A 19,899-nucleotide genomic window follows, 5' to 3' on the forward strand; every position below is an offset into this window, starting at 1 on the left:
GATATCAAACCTTCATACAAAGAAGAAGGTCATCTCATTAAATTAACTTTTTAGATAAAGTTAGTGGTCAAATAAGTAATTAGGTAAACGAAAAAATAAATTGAGGGAAGTCAGGGGGCCAAACAGCTACAACATTTTATTCTTTCCTCTATTGATGCTAGGTTCGTTATTTAAACAATTTACTCTAGTAAAAATAACGAACCTAGCGTTTATTTTTTTGTAAAAAAAGGGTATTAAGTGAGCACATGGACTCAAATCGTGTTGCCTTTCACGAAAATTGACTTATGTAAAAAAACGGAAAAACATTTTACAATTGATGTGAGCGCTGTATACAAAGAAGTATAGTGAGTGTGCAGCCAGAATCGATAACACTGGAGGCAACCTATGTTTAAACGAAAAAAACATCTATTCTTTTGTTTAGTAAGCGGTCTACTGTTAGGAGGATGCCAAATGAGCAATGGTGGAAATGAACCAATGGAGAAAAAGCCTAGTGAGTTGAAGGCAGAAGACTTACCAAAGGACAGAGCCCTTCAAGATTCATTTACGAAGGGATTTATGAAATCTACAGATGAATCTGAAAAGGGGTACTATACGTTTGACTCAAAAACTGGGCGCTATACGATGTTATTTCCGAAAGACGGATCGATTTCTGAAGAAGGTTATTCAAATGAGAAAAGTAAGACAGAGTCTTTTTTAGCCGGAATTAAAAACAAAGATCTTCCGAATGCTTCTTTAAGTTTGAGCTATAATGCAGAAACGTCTAACACAGCGAAAGGAATTAGCTATTCCTTAAAATTTTTAAAAAGCCAGGCTGATATGAAGGAGCCCTTCCAAGAGGAAAAAACAAATGCTGCTATCATTCATTGGGCTCCATTTACAATTGACCAGGACGCATATGGATACGGTGCCTATATTCATCCTACTACAGGAAAAGGTGGCATTGAAGCAATCTATTCTGTCGAATGTGATCGTGCAACGAAATGTGAGGTTAATGAAGACGCTAAAGAACAAGCATTACACATTTTCTCTTCTATAAAATTCAGTAAAGAAAGCAGCAAATCAAATGAGTGACAAACAAGTATTGGATACGGACGAATTACGGCTTCGATTAACAAATCTGCAGTATCAAGATATGAGCAATGAACAATTTAGTGCGGAAGTACAACGGATTTATATGGAGGAAACCGGAGAGAAATTACCCATTTCTGTTCAGGTTGTCCGTTCTTCCGACTTAAAGAAAGTAAACAGTGACATCCCCTCTTCCTATGATGGTACAGCCATTCATTTTTACTCCAAAGAAAAAAACACAAACGAAATATACGTGATTTCTCAAGGTTCAGCACAGCTTGATGATTGGACCTACAATATTCGTGCTATGCAAGCGGGAAAAGAAAATAGTCAAGCCAAAAATACGGATATATTCGCCCAAGAAGCAAAAGAAAAATTTATGAAGGAATCTAAGATGGACACGGATGCGAAAATGATTGGGCTATCACATTCACTAGCTCACAACAACAACACCGTGTCACAGCTTATGTTTAATACGTTTGATGAGATTTATAGCGCAAATGGAGCTCAAACCAATTACTATCAACAATACAACACGGACGCCACGTTTCGTGCCAAGGTCAACAAAGAGTTTAACATCGATTACGGCGATGAAAGAAAAGTATACGACGTTAACCCTGATCAACTAAAATCTTTTGCCCTCTCGTATTACGGAAAAAAAGGAGCCAACGTTCATCAATTAATTTCGTCCGATGATCCGTTAAATGCAATCAGTAGTAACACACGTGGTTTTTTTACACTTGGTGACGTAACCGTAATCGATACGGACGCCGAACATCCCGGCCTTCAGTCATTAATGGGGAAAATGCCTGATAGCGAGGTGGCAGACCTTCAGAAAATAGCAATTGAATACGCTGATATGTACGGAAAGAATGCAAGCAATAATGAAATTATTCAAAAACTAACAGGCGTCAATATGGATCTGGTAACTAAATTCAAAGAAAGCGATGGCATCTGGGGAGGGATTAAAACCTATTTTACAGGCAGTAAAGAAATCGATGATATGATCGAAGACGTAAACGAAAAGTTCCCTCCCCTTTTAGACAAAGTAAAAAAAGTCACAAGCAATTCCGATGCCATTTTCGATGATTTGTATAAAGGAAATTACATTTCCGCTGATCAAAAAAAGGTTGCTATAGAGGAAATGAACAATATTCAAGAGATTTTAGATGATATGGAGCAGTCGATTAGTGACATGCAGGCCACTCGAGATCTGGCGGCTTCTGGATATGAAACATCGGTTTTAGGCGGAGACATTGGGTCTGGAATTCGATTGTTTAATGATGCGAAGAAATTAGCGAAGAGCTTTGAGAATTTAAATAAGGCGCTTGGCCCTGCAATGAAGATCATTGGAGAAGGCCACAGCATTAACGAAATACTAAATGCCCTCGCAATAGGAGAAAACAAGGCCTATATTGGCGGAGATATGATCTTAATGTCTGGAAAAAACCAAGAGATTAAGATTAACATTTCAGCAGCGGTTCGCATGTACCAAGAAGGACAGGCGTCTCTAACAGAAAAAAGCACGCTAATCACGAAGTACAGCAATGCTTTTCAGCAGGAAGTGACGGAAGACTCTGCACAGCAAAAGCAAAAAGTAATGACGGAGATTACTGATATTGAAGGGAATCCAAGCGCTCATATGGATTTATTAATGAGACATATTTTCTCCATATACCCTATTCGAGTAGAAAGTGCCCAAGTACACGACCATTTACAGCCGTTAACAGGTCTCGATATTTCACATATTATTGACGAGCTCAATAAAACTGTAACCGAAAGCAATCAGTTTTTAGAGTCGACACGCTCTGGAATTGAGAAATTGTTTGTGAAAGACCATGACGTCAGTATGTTGTTTGACTTATACGCAGGAGGTAAATGACAAATGGAGTTATCTGAAAGTAAATCGATCCGTTTCTATGATCGCATTTTACCTAAAGAAGATTTAACAGACAAAGCAAAGATTTTTCAAGCGATTACAGACGAAATCGCAAAGATTGATCATGAGCTTGAAAAAAAATTTGAGAAGATTTCAGTTGAAGATAAAGCAACGGGGGAAATTGTTAATGCCATTTTAGAAAAAGCACACGAACAAACGGCTCAACACCTTGCTTTATTGGAAAACGTTGATGACCAAATGACAAAAATAATCTCCTCCTACGATCAGCAAGTGGACGCAATGAAAAGCCAAAGCATGACTTTCTGCTACTTAGAAGAGCGAATAGGTGCTTTTACTTTGCCACTCTCTTCTTCCTCTTCCCCATTCGTTCCTAAAAAAACGCCTCCGTTTAAATAAACACTCCCCAGCTTCGTTTAGGATGCTGCGGGGTTGTCTTTGGATTGCTTCATCCACCAAGCAACTTATTGACTATATGGGACAGGAAAACATATAAGAAAAGACTGATTTTTTTTACGTAAAACTTCTTACCTTTTCACTATTTTAGTTTTTCTCACTCTTTTAACTGGATACAGTCTATCCTCAGAAGCAATAAATGCTAGACAAGAGAAGATCACTGAAAGAAAAGAGGCAGAAGAAGAGGAAAAACAAAATAGCAGTGAATAATAAAGCGAAAGCTGAAATTCGAAACCACTAAAAAGAGAGACCTGTTGTCGCAGGTCTCTCTTTTCTGCTCTTAAAATCAGCCCTCTGCCTCTGCTTTCGCAATCGCTTTTTCAACACAAAGATCCAAGTATCGCTTACAAAGGTCCAGCACTTCATCTTTTTTGACAAGCTCGTTTAGCCATTCTTCTGGAAGCCCATCTTCATAATAATACATTCCTGCCATGGTCCCAGCTATTAAGCCAATCGTGTCCGTGTCTCCACCTAGATTCACTGCTTCTAATACGATATCGCGATAGTTATCATGCTTAAAAAAGCTCCAAAGCGCTGCTTCTAATGAATGAACTACGTAGCCATCCGACACAATCTCGTCTTTTTCTAGGTGTGGAATACTTAGATTCAATACGCGCTCATAGGCAGGAAACTCATCTTCGTATTTGGTACCTTTTAAATCTCTTAAGCAAACTCTAACTGCTTGTTCGTATGCTTTTAGAGGCTCATTATTATTAAATAGGGCAAAAAGAAATTCAATATATAATACACATCCTACCGTTGAGCGTGGATGTCTGTGCGTCACATGAGCAATTTCTTCGACAAGATCCAATCGCTTTTTAAAGTCATATTCATTCCATAGTAAAAACACAAGTGGAGAAATTCTCATCAATGCTCCGTTTCCATTATCGCTTACTTTCCCTCCCCCCCATTGGTCTGAGGAAAAGCCAGTCAAAAATCGTTCAATTGACTCTTCTGTTGTTCGGCCAATATCAAACATATGATCATGAGGCGTCATGTATCCATGGTCGCGCCAAGCCGCAAACTTCTTCATCAGTTCTTCTAAATCTTGACCTTCAATAAGATTTTCCATTAAGCAAAGCGTCATTGTCGTATCATCAGACCACGTTCCAGGAGGTTGGTTATACGTTCCATAACCCGTCATCCCCATGACGTTAAATCCTCCTCGTCCCATAAATTCAACCGGAACACCAATCGCATCTGCAATGACTCCACCCATAATGGTTGGAATTAACCTTTCCTTTATACGTATTGCTAAATAACTACGATCATCTGCATCCCAACGTCTTTCTAATGAACTCTTACTCAATACCGTCACCTGCTTTTTCATTTAATCTACTATCTAGTATGATGGTGCTAATGTAGCCTTAGTAATGGATAACTTCATTGGCCCTGACGTTCCCACTGCCTTTACCGTAAACGACTTATTCGTAGTCGAAGCTGGGACTTTATAAGCCTTGACGTTATGCGGCATGAATTGGTTTTCTTATCATACGAAAGCTTCTCATCAAATAATATTGTAACATCGGATAGGCGCACATACGGCTTATTATTGATCATCTTCAGCCCTATCTTTTGCTACTTATCGTTAAAATACAGGCTTAGCTTCAGTGCAACGAGCGCTCCTAGACTAAATGTACATACAGATAACACCAAAATCGAACTTGCCCATAACGCTTTCTTTTTCATTGTTTTCACTATTGCTTCTATTTATCTACTCATCTCTTTGTCATATCCTTACTATATAAGAAAAGGTTAGTTAAAAATGGTTGTTCTACAGAAAAAGATTAATCCACACGTTTCATTTTGAGAAAATATTTATACTAAAACTGTAGTAAGTCAATCTCTCCTTTTAAGGACAATTTCATTTATTTTAACGGTGAATGGAATGGTGATCAAGTTTAATTCAAGGCGACACCTATATTAAAAAGCTTTCTAGCACGCTGACTAGAAAGCTTTTTTGGAAGGTAAACAAGCTCAACATATAAAAGGGAGTTCTTACCTTGTATATCCCCATAAATAATTCCCTACTTTTTTATCCACTGTTTTACTTTCATGTAAACCGCTATGTGATGCTTGAAAGTCTATGAAATGATATTCTTCAAAATTTTTCTTAGGAACAATTTTCTTACTAGCAATGGCGCTTTTCCATTCCACTAGACCATCTCCCATTTCATTTGGGTTTAATCTTCCCGCAACAGAAAGCATCTTCGTATTTTTATAAAAATATTTCCCGTTTGCTTGAATCTTGCTTAAGGCTTTTGATCCTATCAGTAAATCCCTAGAAGCAGGACCACCTAACTTTTTATAAATCCCTATCAAGGATACGCCACCAAATGGTGAACCTAGCGTAACAATTCGGTTAACCTTCGGGTACCAATCATTTTTAGAAGTGTCTTCAATGTACTTTGTACTAACTATTCCACCCATGCTATGTGAAATAATATTAAAGCTCGTAACTTTGTATTTTTCTTTTAATAGTTTTAAAACCCTTGTGAACCAAAATGTTGTATCTTGAAGTGAAGCCGTAGGATCTTCAAAAATAACTTGAACAAGCGGATGTTTAGTTTTGGTAGAAAGAGACCCTTTACAAGAAGCTGTACCCTTTTTAGAAACCGTACATGTTAGCGTCTTTGTTCCCCATCCATTATATTCAAAACGCTTGATCATTCTATTAAATGTGTCAGCAGAACCTCCATAACCATGAACAAATAGCGTAGGAACCGGTCCACTTGCTGCTTTTACAGGCTTAAAATCGATGAATACAGTTGAGAAGGTAATTAATAAAATAGACAAAACAAGCAGGTATTTTTTTAGGTGCATATTACTCTCCTTTTTATTTCATAATATGTAATATTATACCTAAATAATCCTTATTAATCTATTAAAATTGATGTGCTAAAACACATTTACTAGCATGTTGTTAACTTTAAAATACCTTCTCCATTAGATAAGAGTCCTTACTACAACACAAGTATCGTCCTTTATGATTAGCAAATAAATAAACACTTGCTACCTTACGTTGGTCCAGGTATACCCTTAGTCTTTCTGCACAATCATAGCTAAATAGTACAAACCTCTCTTTATTTCCCTTTCCTTTTCGAATCCAGATTTGTCTACTACCCCATTTCACATCTTCTAACTTAATATTTAACATTTCACTAATGCGAACACCCGTAACATATAAAAATTCCACGATAACTCGATCTCGAATATTTTCTCTAACCAACTCTTGCAGTAAAGCTATTTGCTTTTTATCTAAATAATAAGGAAGGGAATCCTCTTTGGCAGGAGTACGAATTTTAAGAGTTGGATTTATGTTGACGATGTTTTCGTCTAAACAGTATTGATAAAAGGATTTAACCGCAGATAACTTCAGTTGAATACTTCTTGGCTTTAAGTCTTTTTCATTGAGGCTAGCTAGCCAATTCCGAATACCTTTTGCCTTCACCTCTTCAATCGGCTTGTCACAATAAGAGAAAAATTGAGAAAGAGCGATCTTATAAGATTGTACGGTTTCAGGACTAAAACGACCTTGATCATTAAAATACGCTTCTTGAGCTGTAGGTTTCATACCATTCACCCCATGATATTGTGATATTTTAAAATCATATCTTCTGTTGGTATTCGGGCATAACCTCTTGTCGTATTAAGATCTGAATGGCCCATTTCATCGGCTATAAACTGGAGATCTGCACCACGGGCCAACATTCTAGTCGCGAACGTATGTCTACAGCAATGTGGATGGAAACTTTGATTAAACTCTGCTTCTATTCCCGCTTTTCGTACTACTTTTCTAATCCCTCCTGTTAATAGGGGGTTGCCGAATTTATTCATGAAAAGTGGATCAGTGACTTTGCTCAAACGTGTTCGGAGATAATCGTTTAACACGAAAGCACACTTTTGAGAAAAATGAATATGTCGAATCTTTTTCCCTTTCCCAGTCACCTCTGCCGTTCGGCTTTCAAAGTGAATATCTTCAATGTTTAAATTGGATAATTCCGATACACGGCAGCCAGATGATAGAAGAAATAGGATAATAGCTCGATCCCTTAGAGGTAAATATTCTGATACTCGCTTTACACGGACATATTCGACGTCATCTAGATACTTGGGTAACGATTTTGGGATTTGAGGACGCCAACGTTTTTTCATTACGGCGTTTTCAATGTATTCTTCGTTGAGGCAAAAAGTAAAAAAAGAGGATAAAGTGGCTAATACGAGGTCGATTGTTCTAGGTTTCTTATCTATGGAAAACACATCTAACCACTTCCGAATAAACTCCGACGATATATCTTCTAAAGATGGAGGACAATCTTTTAAAAACTTTTCTAAAAACCATCGGTATTTAATAATGGTTGCAACCGCTTTGTTTTCAAGCTTTAGACTTAATAAATACTCATTCAGTACCTGTCTACTGGATAAAGAAATAGCATCACAACTACTTTCCCAATATTTATCCTGCACTTTTATAAAAATTCACCCCTTCTTTAAAGATTTACTTAGTTTTATTGTTTACTAATTTTTAATTTCTTATACATGACCCCTAAATTAGTTAATTTTAAAAATATAACTTTCTTCCTTCTGTTTATTTTAATATTCATTAACCAATTTAAATTTAAATAAGCTATAAATATAATAATAAAAAGCCTTGTAAAATATTATTTTACAAGGCTTTTTATTATTATATTGCAATTAGAAATCGCACATTACTACTTGCGTAGTAACAATTCTTAATTATGCACCAACAATAACTTTGATGGATTTAACTACACCGTCAACGATCGCAGTAATTGTGAATGTATCACCAGCAGTTAGAGCGCCAGTTACTGTTACTGCACCATTATTTGCAATTGCAACTGCAGTAGCAGTAGTTGATTTAAGGTTAGTTACTGTATAAGAAAGTTCTTTAGCTAAAACACCATATTGATCTTTAGCATAGAATTGGAACGTTGAGTCAGCACCAACTGGTCCAATTTTCTTGCCAGCAAGGCTAGCAACTGGTACCACTACTGCTCCGTCTGTAATCGTAGACTTAGCACCAGAAGTTTTACGAACTATTACATCCTTGATAACGCTTTGAGCGTCATTGTAAGTAACAGTTTGTGTTACTGTAATAGGGTCTGTAGCACCAGCAATTACACCTGTTAATGTTGCAGTTTTTGCTGCCCCATCAGTTACAACTTTGTTACTGTTCTGAACAATAGTAGATCCAGTAACTACAAGTGGTGTAGAGATAGTAGTCGATTTTAATAAATCTTGATCAACTAATACAGTAGTTGAACCTTTTTTACCAAAGATCGCTAAATCTTTATCATAGTCTGTTGTAACATTTCCGTACTTATAAGTAGATCCTGAGTAAAGATTTCCAACAGTTTCAAAACCAAAACTTGTAATATCTTTAAGTTCAACAGTTTCAAGATTTACTGTTACTTTATCTAGTACTTTAGAATTGTTATCTACTAATGAAATTTGGATAGCTTCAGTACCTTTAATTGCTGCTGTAGCAACTGTAGAGGTAGTTGTAGTGTTATCTAATGTATCTTCAGTCATTGAAACAGTATCAAGTGTTCCGTCAACTGCTTCAAATTTTAATGAATATCCCGTAGGTAACGCAATATCTTCACCATATTGGTCTTTAACAATAACATCATTTACACCAATCGTTTCTGTTTCATCCTTTTGAATTGCAGTGTAAAGATCTTCTGATAAACCACTTAATGTTGCTGCTTTAGGTGCTTCTTCAGCTGTTAGGTTAAGTGTTTGTGCTTTTCCTGTTGCTGAAACAGCAGTTAATACAACATTTTTAGCTGTTGGTTTAACAGAAATTTTTACTTTATTTTTATTACCATAATCAACTGAGTATTCTAACTCTGCACCAGTTGCAGTAATTGATGAACCGTCAGTGAATTTTAGTACTGTTGCTGTTGAAGTACCATCTTTAACTAGTTCAGTAGAAGAAACCAATGCATTACCATATTGATCTGCTGCTGAGAAAGGTAAGTCAGTTTTAACACCTTGTTTTAAAGTAGTTTCAGGTGTAGATACAGTCAATACGTCTGTTTTAGCATTTTCTAACACTTTTACAGAAACGCTAGCTGTTTTACCTGTTCCAGCTGAAACAACTGTTAATACTGCTGTACCATATGTTGCAGTTGCAGTAGGAGTTTGAAGTTTAATTACAGTTCCCACTTTTGGTAGATCTACGATTTGTGTAGAAGCAACTTTAACAATGTTCTCGTTTGAAGATAATACGTTTACACCAGCTAAATCTGCAGCTTTTAACGTGTTACCATATTGGTCTTTAATAACAACTGGTACATAATATTTAGCTGCGTCTGCATTCATGTTAGCAACGTTTACAGGTTTTTTAGCTAAATCTTCATCATCAGTTTTAAGTTCTCCTAGTTGAATAGAATCAACTTGTGCTGATTTTGCAACTGTTACTGTTTTAGTAGATGTAACACCTGTTGCTGAATCAACGATTGTTACAACAACTTTATCATCTGCTTTGAAATCGCCAGCTCCACCTTTAACAGTTAAGATACCATCTTTGTCAATTGTATGACCAGTTGCACCTTTTGAAGAAGAAACAGAGATGTTTGAATTCGTAGTTGCTAACTTATCGTTAATAATTTCACCATATTGGTTTTTAGCTTGAACATTTACCTTGATGTCGTTACCGTTGATGACTGCAACATCAGATAAAAATTCAATTGTGCTTAATTTTTCTGCAGCTACCTTAACTGAACCTGTTAAAGCAGTATCAGTTAAACCTGTTACTGATACAGTGTAATCACCAGCAAGCATATTAGTATTAAATTCAATAGTTGCAGATTTTTTATCATCAGAGAATTTAATTTCTTTTACACTTGGTTTAACTGTGTCACGTTTAACTTCAAACTTAGCTTTAGTTGTATCAACAGCTTTGTTGAATTCAACTTTTAAGCTTTTAGCGTTAATCGCACTTACTGATTTAACAGCAGCTTTAGTGTAATCAAATGTTAATTCAGTACCGTTTACAGATAATTTACCAGCAAGACCAGCTAAATCATTGTTAGCGTGTTCTACAACTGCTGATTTACGATCTTCAGAAACAGTTACTTTTGTTGGTACAGGAGTAACTTTTGTACCGTCAGCTAAAGTTACTTCTACTTTAAGTTCTTTAGCAAGATCAGCTTTAGCATCTAGAGCTTCCTTGAAGTTAACTTTAAAGCTCTTAGTATCAATTGCAGTTACTGTATCAACTTTAACTGGTGCTGGTGTTTCAGAGTTTACACTAATTGCATTATATAAGAAAATTGCCATTTGACCACGAGTAATGTCAGAAGCAGTTCCGAAAGTTGTAGCAGTTGTACCGTTAGCAACTTTGTTGTCTACTAATGCTTTTACGAATGGAGCATAGTTTTTGTTTACATCTGTGAATGGAAGAGCTTCTTGGTTTTTAGCTTCTAATTTGTAGGCTTTAGCTAAAATGATCGCTACTTCACCACGAGTTAAGAAATCATCTGGTTTGAACTCAGTTGCAGTTTTACCACTGATGATTCCAGCAGCTTTAAGTGGGTTAACAGCATCTTTGTATTTCGCAGCAAGATCTGTGAAACCAGCGTCTGGAGCTTGAGTTCCGTAAAGGTTAAGAGCTTTTGAAAGAATTACTGCAGCGTCGCCACGTTTTACTTTCGCGCTAACACCGAACTCATCTTTAGATACTCCGTTTACAAATCCTTTTTCCACTAGGTATTCAACTGGAGTTTTGTAGATGCCTGTAGCATCTTTGAAACTAGTTTCAGCAGCGAATGTAGCTAATGGAGCAACAGCACCAGCAACCATAGTTGCAGTAGCAGCAGTTGCGATAAATTTACGATAAGACTTAGGTTGGTAAGCCATGTAATAAATCCTCCCCGTTTTGTGCAAGTTTTATTATTATGAATCGAAGGTTGGTCCAACGATTTATAACGACACTAATGTTTCCTTCTAACTCTACTTATGTACTACATATTAATCATCGAATATGTATTTACACTTATGAAAAGAAAGCTTAACAGCTACATATGAACTATTTTTACTAACTATTCAAAACAATAGAATAAAAGGTTCGTAGATAATTCTACCAAAATAGGATATTATTTCAACCTTTTTTTACATAAAAATGAATAAAAAGATGAAATTTGTAAAAAAATATACTTTTTTACCAAGTAAATTTTATTCTTTATTGGTAAAAAACAGAAACAAATATGATTATACACACTAGAAGTAAATATTGGAAGTACTTTTTGTTAATTTTTTATAAAAAAGTAGTTCATACATCCTTGTTATTTTAGAACCACTATTATACTCAACTTAAAATCCAATAAGCTAACATCCTCTCTAGTAATGTCTATGTGTCAGCATTTAAGGAGACCTTATAGGATTTCATCATGTTCATAATGATTTTATTTAAGAAAATGGTTCTAGTTATATATGCATAAATCGTTGTTCCGGTATTGTTATCGGCCTTTTTGTGTTTATCTTTAGGAGTTTATGGAGGTTTTTTCTATTTTTAATGAGAGATTATTATAAATGGACAAAAAAACGTCACACCGTTTTAAATACATAGGTATTTAGATAGATAAATCTATCGTTCTTCTTTTAAGAGTGAGTACATGTACAGATCATCAAACTTCCCTGCTCCGTATTCATAATGTCTGAGAAGTCCTTCTTTTACAAAACGTTGCTTTTCGACTAACTTTATTGATGGAATGTTATCAGGTTCAATGAGGGCTTGAACTCTTTCTAGCTGTAAGTGGTGAAAACCATGGTGAAGGATTGCAGTGGAAGATGCGAAGACTCCTGCAGGACTAGCGAGTCAGGTGAGATCCCGCAGGAACGAAGTGACGAGGAAGCTCAGCGCTCGCTCTGCGGAAAGCGAAGCAGCCTGTAACGAAGATCCGAACCGATAAAAAAAACGCACCAAAGTCTCATAAAAGACCCTGGTACGTTTTGATTGTTGCATCAGCCAACTGCTTCACAGAATAATTCGCTGATGCCTTCTTATATAAATTCATCCCTTTTTGAGAAAGCTCACCTGTTGCCTTCTCGTGGAACGCTTCTCTGATCGCTCCGGCAATCGCTCCTGAATCCTTCGTTGGAATGATCCAACCAAGCGATGAACCCGAAATCATATCCTTCACGCCGCCCACATCTGTTGAAATAACCGGCACGTGCGCTCTCGCTGACTCTAGAATTACAAGCGGGAAACTCTCGCTGTACGACGCAAGCAGCTTCACATCCGATAGTGCCAAGAATGAATGAACATCCTTTTGGAACCCTGCAAAGAGAACGTGATGCTCTAATCCCTTCTCTTTTACAAGTGCCTTCAGCTCATCCTCGATTGGCCCATTCCCAACTAACAAGAGCTTCACATTTGGAATCTCGTCCTTTAGCTGCCCAATCGCCTCAAACGTCTCTTTATGACCCTTAATCGGATGAAGACGCGCAACCATCGTCACAACGAAATCCGTCTCAGTAAGGCCGACTTCCTGACGCGTAAGCTTATTCTCTAATGGAAGATCAAACTCAATGCCGTTATAAATCGTGGTGATTTTAGACGAATTCACACCGAACCCTACAATCATATCCTTAAATCGCTCGGACACCGCGAAGAAATGATCAATGGACTTGATAACCGCCATGTTAATCTTCGTGAAAATTTTCCCTTTCACGCCGCCCTTAATGAAATCCTGACGCGGATCACTGTGAATCGTCGTAATCCATGTGAACTTCATCGTTTTACGAAGCAGAAACGTAAACGTATTGGCGCGTGGCCCGTGCGTATGGATGATATCAATTCGATTCTCTTTCATAAATCGACGAATCGACGATAAAATCGAAAAATCATAGCGCGACTTTTGCTTAAATACCGTAACAGGAACGCCTGCCTGACGCGCTTCCTCTGAAAGAAGCCCTTCTTGAAACACGCCTAGGAATACATCTTCCGTTCCAATATGTCGTAATAAGGAAATAAGGTGGTTTTTTGAACCACCTGTTTCCCCTCCGCTAATTAAGTGTAGAACTCTCATAGCAAACTCTTCCTTCTCATTTCAATTCCAGTTGCGACTGCTCCGAGCATCATGAAGAAGTAAGCCGTAAACGTCTTATCCTCCCAGATGTTGTAGATCAATCCGCAGAATAAAATACCGAATAACACCGCAAGAACTGGTGCAGCCATGACTGTATCATGACGTTTCTTCCATAGATAAACGACCATACCTAGTAAGAATACTGCAAACAGAACGACACCAACGATCCCTGTTTCCGTGATCACGACAATGTACTGGTTATCCGCATAAATGTTTACTGTAATATCGTAGTCTTCATAGATCGGTGATGGATTGCTTTTCGCAGCGGAATCACCGTACGTTGCAAATCCTGTCCCGATAATCGGATGGTCTTTAAACACTTCAAAGCCTTTTTTAACGATGAACAAGCGACCTGTTTGGCTACTTTGCTCTAACGTTTCACTGCTGAACGTTTGGTTGAGACGATCTGATGCAGCTGAATGTTCTTTATCTTTGCTTTGATCTTCTCCGTTGTCACCAGGCTCTGAATCATTTTCGTTATCCTCAGGCTGCTGGTCTGGAGGCAAGTTTTCCATCTCTTTTTGAGAGTGATATGCATCGGCAGCTTTTACAACTGGATAGTACACAATTGCCGTTGCGAAAACACCCAAAATAACGGTTTGGACGAGCACTTTCCAGTTACGAGTCAGGATCATGTACACGATGAACGCAATAATAAGCCCGATCCACGTACCTCGTGAATACGTTAAGATGGTAATGCCAAGCATCAGAATCATTCCGACGTTTAGAATTCCCTTTGTTGACGCTCTCACAACGAGACGTTTTAAATACAGCGTCAGCATAAATGAGATCGATAGGAATACCGCTAGCATGTTCGGGTTGTTTATTAAACCGTAGATACGGGAACGGTTATTAGGAGAAAGCATGCGATCAACCCAAAATTGCGGCATAAGCATCGAACGATCGGAGATTTTCTCCACAATTCCGTGGATACATAGTACAACCGCGACAATGAAGGTTGTCCATAAAAATTTTAGTACGTCTTCTTTTTTTACATCTAGGCGTCTTACGACATAGAATAAGATAAATGTTACAAGGAATGCGCGTAGTTGGAAAACGATTGCTCCAGGTCCAACACCTGTAATTAATCCAGCAACAGCACCGACTACACAAAATAAAATAAAGGCCCATTCAAACACGTGCAGTTTGAAAATAGATTTTACATCTCTACGAGAATCAATTAACACTCGTAGGAACGCAATCACGATGATTGCATCACCCATGATTTTTAAGCTGGGGTTCACCTGCATTAAAAATGATCGCGTTGGGAAGTAGATTAATAAGAGCATTAGTCCATTTTTCGGTGAGAATAGCGTTAGTGCCATGAAGACAAGCGTAACGGCATACCCCACGATGCTATGTGGAACGACTAATGCGACTGCTAATAAAATCACAGCAACATACAAAAACCAAAAGTCTCTCCAATTTACATTCATGAATTGAATCCTTTCTTGCATAAAAGTTAAGTATTATTTCACTTTCCAAACAAGCATTTATTTAGAAAAGAGAATTTTCAATAAAAAGCGTGGAAGTGCCAGCTGACGCTTAAAGCGACTAGGCTGTGTAATTAAACGATAAAACCATTCAAGACCAAGCTTTTGGAAGAATTCAGGTGCACGTTTCACATGACCTGCATACACATCAAAGCTTCCCCCTACTCCTTGAAACACGGTTGCCGGAACATGATGCATGTTCTCACGAATCCAGTGCTCCTGACGAGGACTACCCATCGCTACAAACACAAGATCAGCATTCACTTCTTGGATATGACGAACAATTTTATCGTTGTCCTTCTCATAGCCATTTTCATAGCCAACTATTTGAATAGTGGGATATTTCTTTTCAATGTTTTCCTTTGCGACACGAACGACTTCCTCTTTCGCTCCATAAAAAAAGACGCGTTTCCCCTCTTCAGCCGCAAAACGAAGAAGACGGTCCATCATATCAACGCCGGTTACGCGTGAGCGAATATGGCCCTTTTTCAATTTAGATGCGAGTAGAACTCCAATACCATCTGGAATTTGATACGTCGATTCGTTAATAAGCTGTTTTAAGTCAGCGTCTGTTTCTGCTTTAATCATTTTTTCTGGGTTAACGGCAATAATCGTTGATTTCTCACCTTTTGCCATGCGACCACGAAGATCAGCGATAATTTCCTCATAATTTAAAGGTGATACGTCTACCCCTAAATACGTTTCTTTCTGCATGAGACACTCTTCCTTTATCCGTCTTTCGTAGCTGTAACAGAGGCTGTCCCAAATCGGGCCGTTCACCTCACAAGAATGAAGTGGAATGGCTATTTAATTCAGGACAGCCTTCTGTCAAATTACGATTAATTATTATGCTTGAATAGCCTGTAAGTTCGTTAAGTCACCGATACGGTAGTGCATGATTGAATCGTTATCAATGTGTGCACAGTTTTTCGTATCAAAGACAACTGGTGTTGCCATACGTTTTACTAGCTCTGCTGTATCCATTTGCTTGAATTCATTATGATCCGTTAACACAAGCACAAGGTTTGCGTCTTGAACCGCTTCTTCAAACGATACAAGTGGGAATTTCACTTGCTCTTCGCGTACGTGTGGGTCATGTGCCACTACGTTAAAGCGAGGATTGCTTGCTAGCTTTTCATAGATTTCAATCGCTGGACTTTCACGCACGTCATCAATGTTTCCTTTGTACGTTAGACCAAATACCGCAATCTTCGGCGTTGGCAACTCAGCTGTTAGACGGTTTACTTGATCGTAAACGAAATCTGGCATTGAGTTGTTGATTTGACGTGAAATTTGAATCAGTGGTGATTCTGCCTGCGCTTTTTCAATAATGAAATAAGGGTCAACCGCTAAGCAATGTCCACCAACACCTGGTCCAGGGTGATGAAGATTTACACGCGGATGCTTGTTCGCAAGCTCAATAACTTCGTGTGCGTTCACATTTAAGCGACTAGAGATTTTTACTAGCTCATTCGCTAGGGCAATGTTCACGTCACGGAACGTATTTTCCATTAATTTAGACATTTCTGCTGTAACAGCTTTCGTTTCAATCACATCACCTGTTACAACTGCGCGGTATACGTCTGCTGCTTTTGTTGCAGCTTCTTCCGTTAATCCACCAACGATACGCGTATTTTCGATTAGCTCGATTAAAATACGGCCTGGTAGAACGCGCTCTGGGCAGTGTGCAATCGCTACATCGTGTTCAGGGTCAATGCCGTGCTCACGAATGATCGGTGCTACTACATCATCCATTGTACGTGGAGGAATCGTAGACTCAACGATTACAACGTTTCCTTTTTCTAAGTAAGGAGCAACACGTTTTGTTGCTGATACAACGTAATCCACGTCAGCCGTGAAGTCTTCATGAATTGGCGTTGGTACCGCAATAATATATACATCTGCTTTCTCAGGCTCTAGAGAAGCGCGTAAGTTTCCACTTTTCACAACTTCTTTTACAAGCTCTGGTAAGCCTACTTCTTCAATATGAATTTCACCTTTATTAAGGGAATCTACTACCTTTTGGTTTACATCTACACCAACAATTTCGTACCCAGCTTTGGCAAAAATAGCAGCTGTCGGTAAACCTATATATCCTAAACCAATTACACAGATCTTTTTCATCTGATAAGACCTCTCTTTTCGTTTTTCAGGTATGTTTGTTGTTAGTATGCTTTAGTTCGGCAATTCCTAACATAGTATAACAAATTGTGATAGAGTGTGCACCATTTACATTGAATAAATTGGAGGAAGGTGCTAAAATATACGGTAGTTTTGCATCACTCATGGAGTGAAGTATAAAGCAGGAAACCGCTTTAATGCAACCATGAAATGATGCGCCTTTTTGGTCGACTCTCACACGGGAGTCTTGTTTTCTTTTACCCGCTTTCTTATTACCCATAAATCATTCGTCTTTTGCGAAGAATATAAGGGTGTACAGAAGCAATAGCTACGAACTATGAAAATTAAGGAGGATTCACTTCTTTGAAAGTTGTTATCTCAGGATTTTATGGTTTAGGAAACACAGGCGATGAAGCAATTTTAGAAGCAATTATCGATAATCTGCGTCAGGAATTAGACTCACCGGACATTACGGTGTTTTCATTATCACCAGAAGAAACAGCTAAAACGCATAACGTAAAAAGTATCTTCCGCGGTTGGAAGCAAGACTTTAAAGGAAAAGTACGTGCGCTTCGTCAAGCGAACTTACTCATCAGCGGTGGTGGCGGATTACTTCAGGATACGTATCCAACGAAGTTCCTTTTCGGCCCGCTTCCTTATTATTTACTTATTGTCTTTTTAGCAAAGCTTTGTGGAACAAAGGTCATGTTCTTCTCTCAAGGAATTGGACCGGTTAACTCAAAGTGGGGCAAAACGCTCATGAAGATGTTCGCAAACATGGCGGACTTTGTTACGGTTCGTGATCAGTATTCAAAAGACTTACTTCACAAATTAGGCGTAACAAAGCCTGAGACGATCGTAACATCTGATATCGTATTTGCGTTTCATCGCAAAGAGGATACGTCATGCATGGACAGCCTTCCGCAGTTAGAGCGTAAGGACAACCTTGTAGCGGTATCCGTTCGACCTTGGTTTGAAAAGGTAAAGCAATTTGAACAAATGGCAGAAATTTTAGACGAACTAATCGAACAACGCGGCATTACGCCTGTATTTGTTCCGATGGAAGGTCATCATGACGATAAAGCAAGCCGTGACGTGATGAAGCATATGAAACATGCAGACAAGTGTCACATCCTTGGAACGGACTTTACTCCGAATCAATACTTGAACTTTATCGGTCAATGTCAAATGACGATTGGAATGCGACTTCACGCTCTAATCTTCTCGACGTTAACAGGTGTACCACATATCGGGTTCAGCTACGATAAAAAAGTAGAAAGCTTACTAAAACGCAGCGGCATGTGGGATTACTCAGCTGTTCTAGAAGAAATCGACAGCGCGAAACTCACACAAAACGCACTTACGCTGTTAGACAATCGTGAAGAGCATTCACAAGTCGTGCAAGCAAACGCGGCTCAACTCCGTGCAGAAGCGATGCGCAACCTAGATCTATTAAAAGAAAAATTCGTATACACAAAATAAAAGGAGGATGAGTACGCATGAAAATTTTAATCGCAACGGCGTATGATTACCCTCATGCTGGCGGACTATCCACCCATGTGACGACATTAAAAGCAGGTCTGGAAGCACGAGGTCATAAAGTTGACGTTCTTTCATTTTCCGATATTCCTCCGGCTGTTCGCAAGCTTTCTGCTCAAGGACCAAGCTTCGTATTGAACAAGCTAAAAAAAGGAAAAGGGATTGTCTACAGTCATAAACAGCGTCAAAAAATGCTAACGAACTTAATGAAGAAACGCGCGCATGAGAACTATGATTTAGTTCATGCACAAGATCCATTCACAACGCTTGCTGCACTTGATGCAGGTCTACCGACGGTTTCGACTGTTCACGGATATATGGCATTTGAATCGATCAGTAAAGGGTCAATGGATGAAGGAAGCGCAGAAGCTAAATTCATGCAGGACGTTGAAATTAAATCATACCGTGAAACGCTTGAAGTAATTACAGTAGACCAACGTCTCCTTGATTACGTAAAAGACGTATCCGGTGTAGAAGGTACGGCTATTCGTAACTTCATCGATATTCACGGCTTCCGTCCAGAAAAAGAACGAAAAGCAGAGCTACGCAAACAAAACGGACTTTCTGTTGAAGATCCAATTATGTTTGTTCCACGTCGTCTTACACGTAAAAACGGCGTTATCTACCCTGCCCTATCACTTCCAGCTGTGTTAGAAAAGCATCCAAACGTGAAGCTGATCTATGCAGGAAGCGGTGAAGCACGTACAGAAATTGAACGTATCGTCTCTGAAAAAGGATTGCAAAACTCCGTTACTCTTCTTGGTGCTGTCGCACATGAAAAAGTAAAAGAGTACTATGCGCTTTCAGATATCGTTCTTGTACCGAGCGTTCACTCTGCTGGGGTTGAGGAAGCGACGTCAATCTCTGCTCTTGAAGCAATGGGATCTGGTTCACCGTTAATCGCCTGTGCGGTTGGTGGACTAAAAGAAATCGTTGAACCTGAGCGTGATGGTCTATTAGTAGAAGAGAAAAACGTTAAAGAGCTATCGGATGCGATGAATTTCCTTCTTGAGAATCCTGAAAAAGGTGCGGAGCTAGCGAAAAACGCCCGCGCTAAAATCGAAGCTGAGTACTCGCACGTTGCTGCGGCTGAAAAGTACGAGCAGATTTATTTGAAGGCTTTGGCTAAGAAGGGTTAATTGGAATAATTTTACTAATTTGTCGAATGGGGACAGACCCCCACTCCGTTAAAGCATTAAAGAAAAGG

Annotated in this window: 14 protein-coding genes and 1 pseudogene; 5 read left to right on the forward strand and 10 right to left on the reverse strand. The window is 38.5% G+C overall.

Going from position 1 to position 19,899, the window contains the following annotated elements; all coding sequences use genetic code 11:
- Positions 1-450: 450 nt before the first annotated feature.
- From IE339_RS22520 to IE339_RS22530, 3 genes are read left to right on the forward strand one after another with little or no spacing between them, the layout of a single operon-like run.
- Entirely contained in the window at positions 451-1,071 is a 621-nt protein-coding gene (locus IE339_RS22520; RefSeq protein ID WP_242171962.1) for a hypothetical protein, read from the forward strand.
- Positions 1,064-2,950 (forward strand): DUF6792 domain-containing protein, encoded by a 1,887-nt coding sequence (locus IE339_RS22525; protein WP_242171965.1) that lies wholly within the window; start codon positions 1,064-1,066, stop codon positions 2,948-2,950. Before IE339_RS22520 ends, IE339_RS22525 begins: the two co-directional genes overlap by 8 nt.
- A gap of 3 nt (positions 2,951-2,953) precedes the next feature.
- A complete protein-coding gene (locus IE339_RS22530) occupies positions 2,954-3,364 on the forward strand; it encodes a hypothetical protein (protein WP_242171968.1) in 411 nt (136 codons plus the stop codon).
- 343 nt (positions 3,365-3,707) lie between these two features.
- On the opposite strand, the gene IE339_RS22535 is transcribed toward IE339_RS22530, so the two are convergent.
- The 10 genes and pseudogenes from IE339_RS22535 to IE339_RS22580 form a co-directional block, all read right to left on the reverse strand.
- Complete coding sequence (locus IE339_RS22535) at positions 3,708-4,730, reverse strand: ADP-ribosylglycohydrolase family protein (RefSeq protein ID WP_242171972.1); 1,023 nt, start codon at positions 4,728-4,730, stop codon at positions 3,708-3,710.
- 689 nt (positions 4,731-5,419) lie between these two features.
- A complete protein-coding gene (locus IE339_RS22540) occupies positions 5,420-6,244 on the reverse strand; it encodes an alpha/beta hydrolase (RefSeq protein WP_242171975.1) in 825 nt (274 codons plus the stop codon).
- Between the two features lie 106 nt (positions 6,245-6,350).
- On the reverse strand, positions 6,351-6,995 hold the full coding sequence (locus IE339_RS22545) for a tyrosine-type recombinase/integrase (protein ID WP_242171978.1): 645 nt from the start codon (positions 6,993-6,995) through the stop codon (positions 6,351-6,353).
- A gap of 5 nt (positions 6,996-7,000) precedes the next feature.
- Entirely contained in the window at positions 7,001-7,888 is an 888-nt protein-coding gene (locus IE339_RS22550; protein WP_242171983.1) for a tyrosine-type recombinase/integrase, read from the reverse strand.
- Positions 7,889-8,158: 270 nt separating this feature from the next.
- A complete protein-coding gene (locus tag IE339_RS22555; RefSeq protein ID WP_242171988.1) occupies positions 8,159-11,308 on the reverse strand; it encodes an S-layer homology domain-containing protein in 3,150 nt (1,049 codons plus the stop codon).
- Positions 11,309-12,035: 727 nt separating this feature from the next.
- A pseudogene (locus IE339_RS22560) lies at positions 12,036-12,215 on the reverse strand (GNAT family N-acetyltransferase); the annotation flags it as partial.
- A gap of 163 nt (positions 12,216-12,378) precedes the next feature.
- Complete coding sequence (locus IE339_RS22565; protein ID WP_242171990.1) at positions 12,379-13,479, reverse strand: glycosyltransferase family 4 protein; 1,101 nt, start codon at positions 13,477-13,479, stop codon at positions 12,379-12,381.
- The gene (locus IE339_RS22570; protein WP_242171991.1) at positions 13,476-14,975 is read right to left on the reverse strand and encodes an O-antigen ligase family protein; all 1,500 of its coding nucleotides are present in this window, start codon (positions 14,973-14,975) and stop codon (positions 13,476-13,478) included. The genes IE339_RS22565 and IE339_RS22570 overlap by 4 nt, the downstream gene beginning before the upstream one ends.
- Before the next feature lie 57 nt (positions 14,976-15,032).
- The gene (locus tag IE339_RS22575) at positions 15,033-15,746 is read right to left on the reverse strand and encodes a WecB/TagA/CpsF family glycosyltransferase (protein WP_242171994.1); all 714 of its coding nucleotides are present in this window, start codon (positions 15,744-15,746) and stop codon (positions 15,033-15,035) included.
- A 132-nt stretch (positions 15,747-15,878) separates the two neighbouring features.
- Positions 15,879-17,156, reverse strand: a complete 1,278-nt coding sequence (locus IE339_RS22580; protein ID WP_053403681.1) for a nucleotide sugar dehydrogenase — start codon at positions 17,154-17,156, stop codon at positions 15,879-15,881.
- Positions 17,157-17,516: 360 nt separating this feature from the next.
- On the opposite strand from IE339_RS22580, the gene csaB reads away from it, so the two are divergent.
- Complete coding sequence (gene csaB / locus IE339_RS22585) at positions 17,517-18,635, forward strand: polysaccharide pyruvyl transferase CsaB (protein WP_053403682.1); 1,119 nt, start codon at positions 17,517-17,519, stop codon at positions 18,633-18,635.
- A 17-nt stretch (positions 18,636-18,652) separates the two neighbouring features.
- A complete protein-coding gene (locus IE339_RS22590) occupies positions 18,653-19,831 on the forward strand; it encodes a glycosyltransferase family 4 protein (protein ID WP_242171996.1) in 1,179 nt (392 codons plus the stop codon).
- Positions 19,832-19,899: the final 68 nt, after the last annotated feature.

Origin of the sequence: Priestia koreensis (genome assembly GCF_022646885.1) — a bacterium.
Taxonomy (GTDB): Bacteria; Bacillota; Bacilli; order Bacillales; family Bacillaceae_H; genus Bacillus_AG; species Bacillus_AG koreensis_A.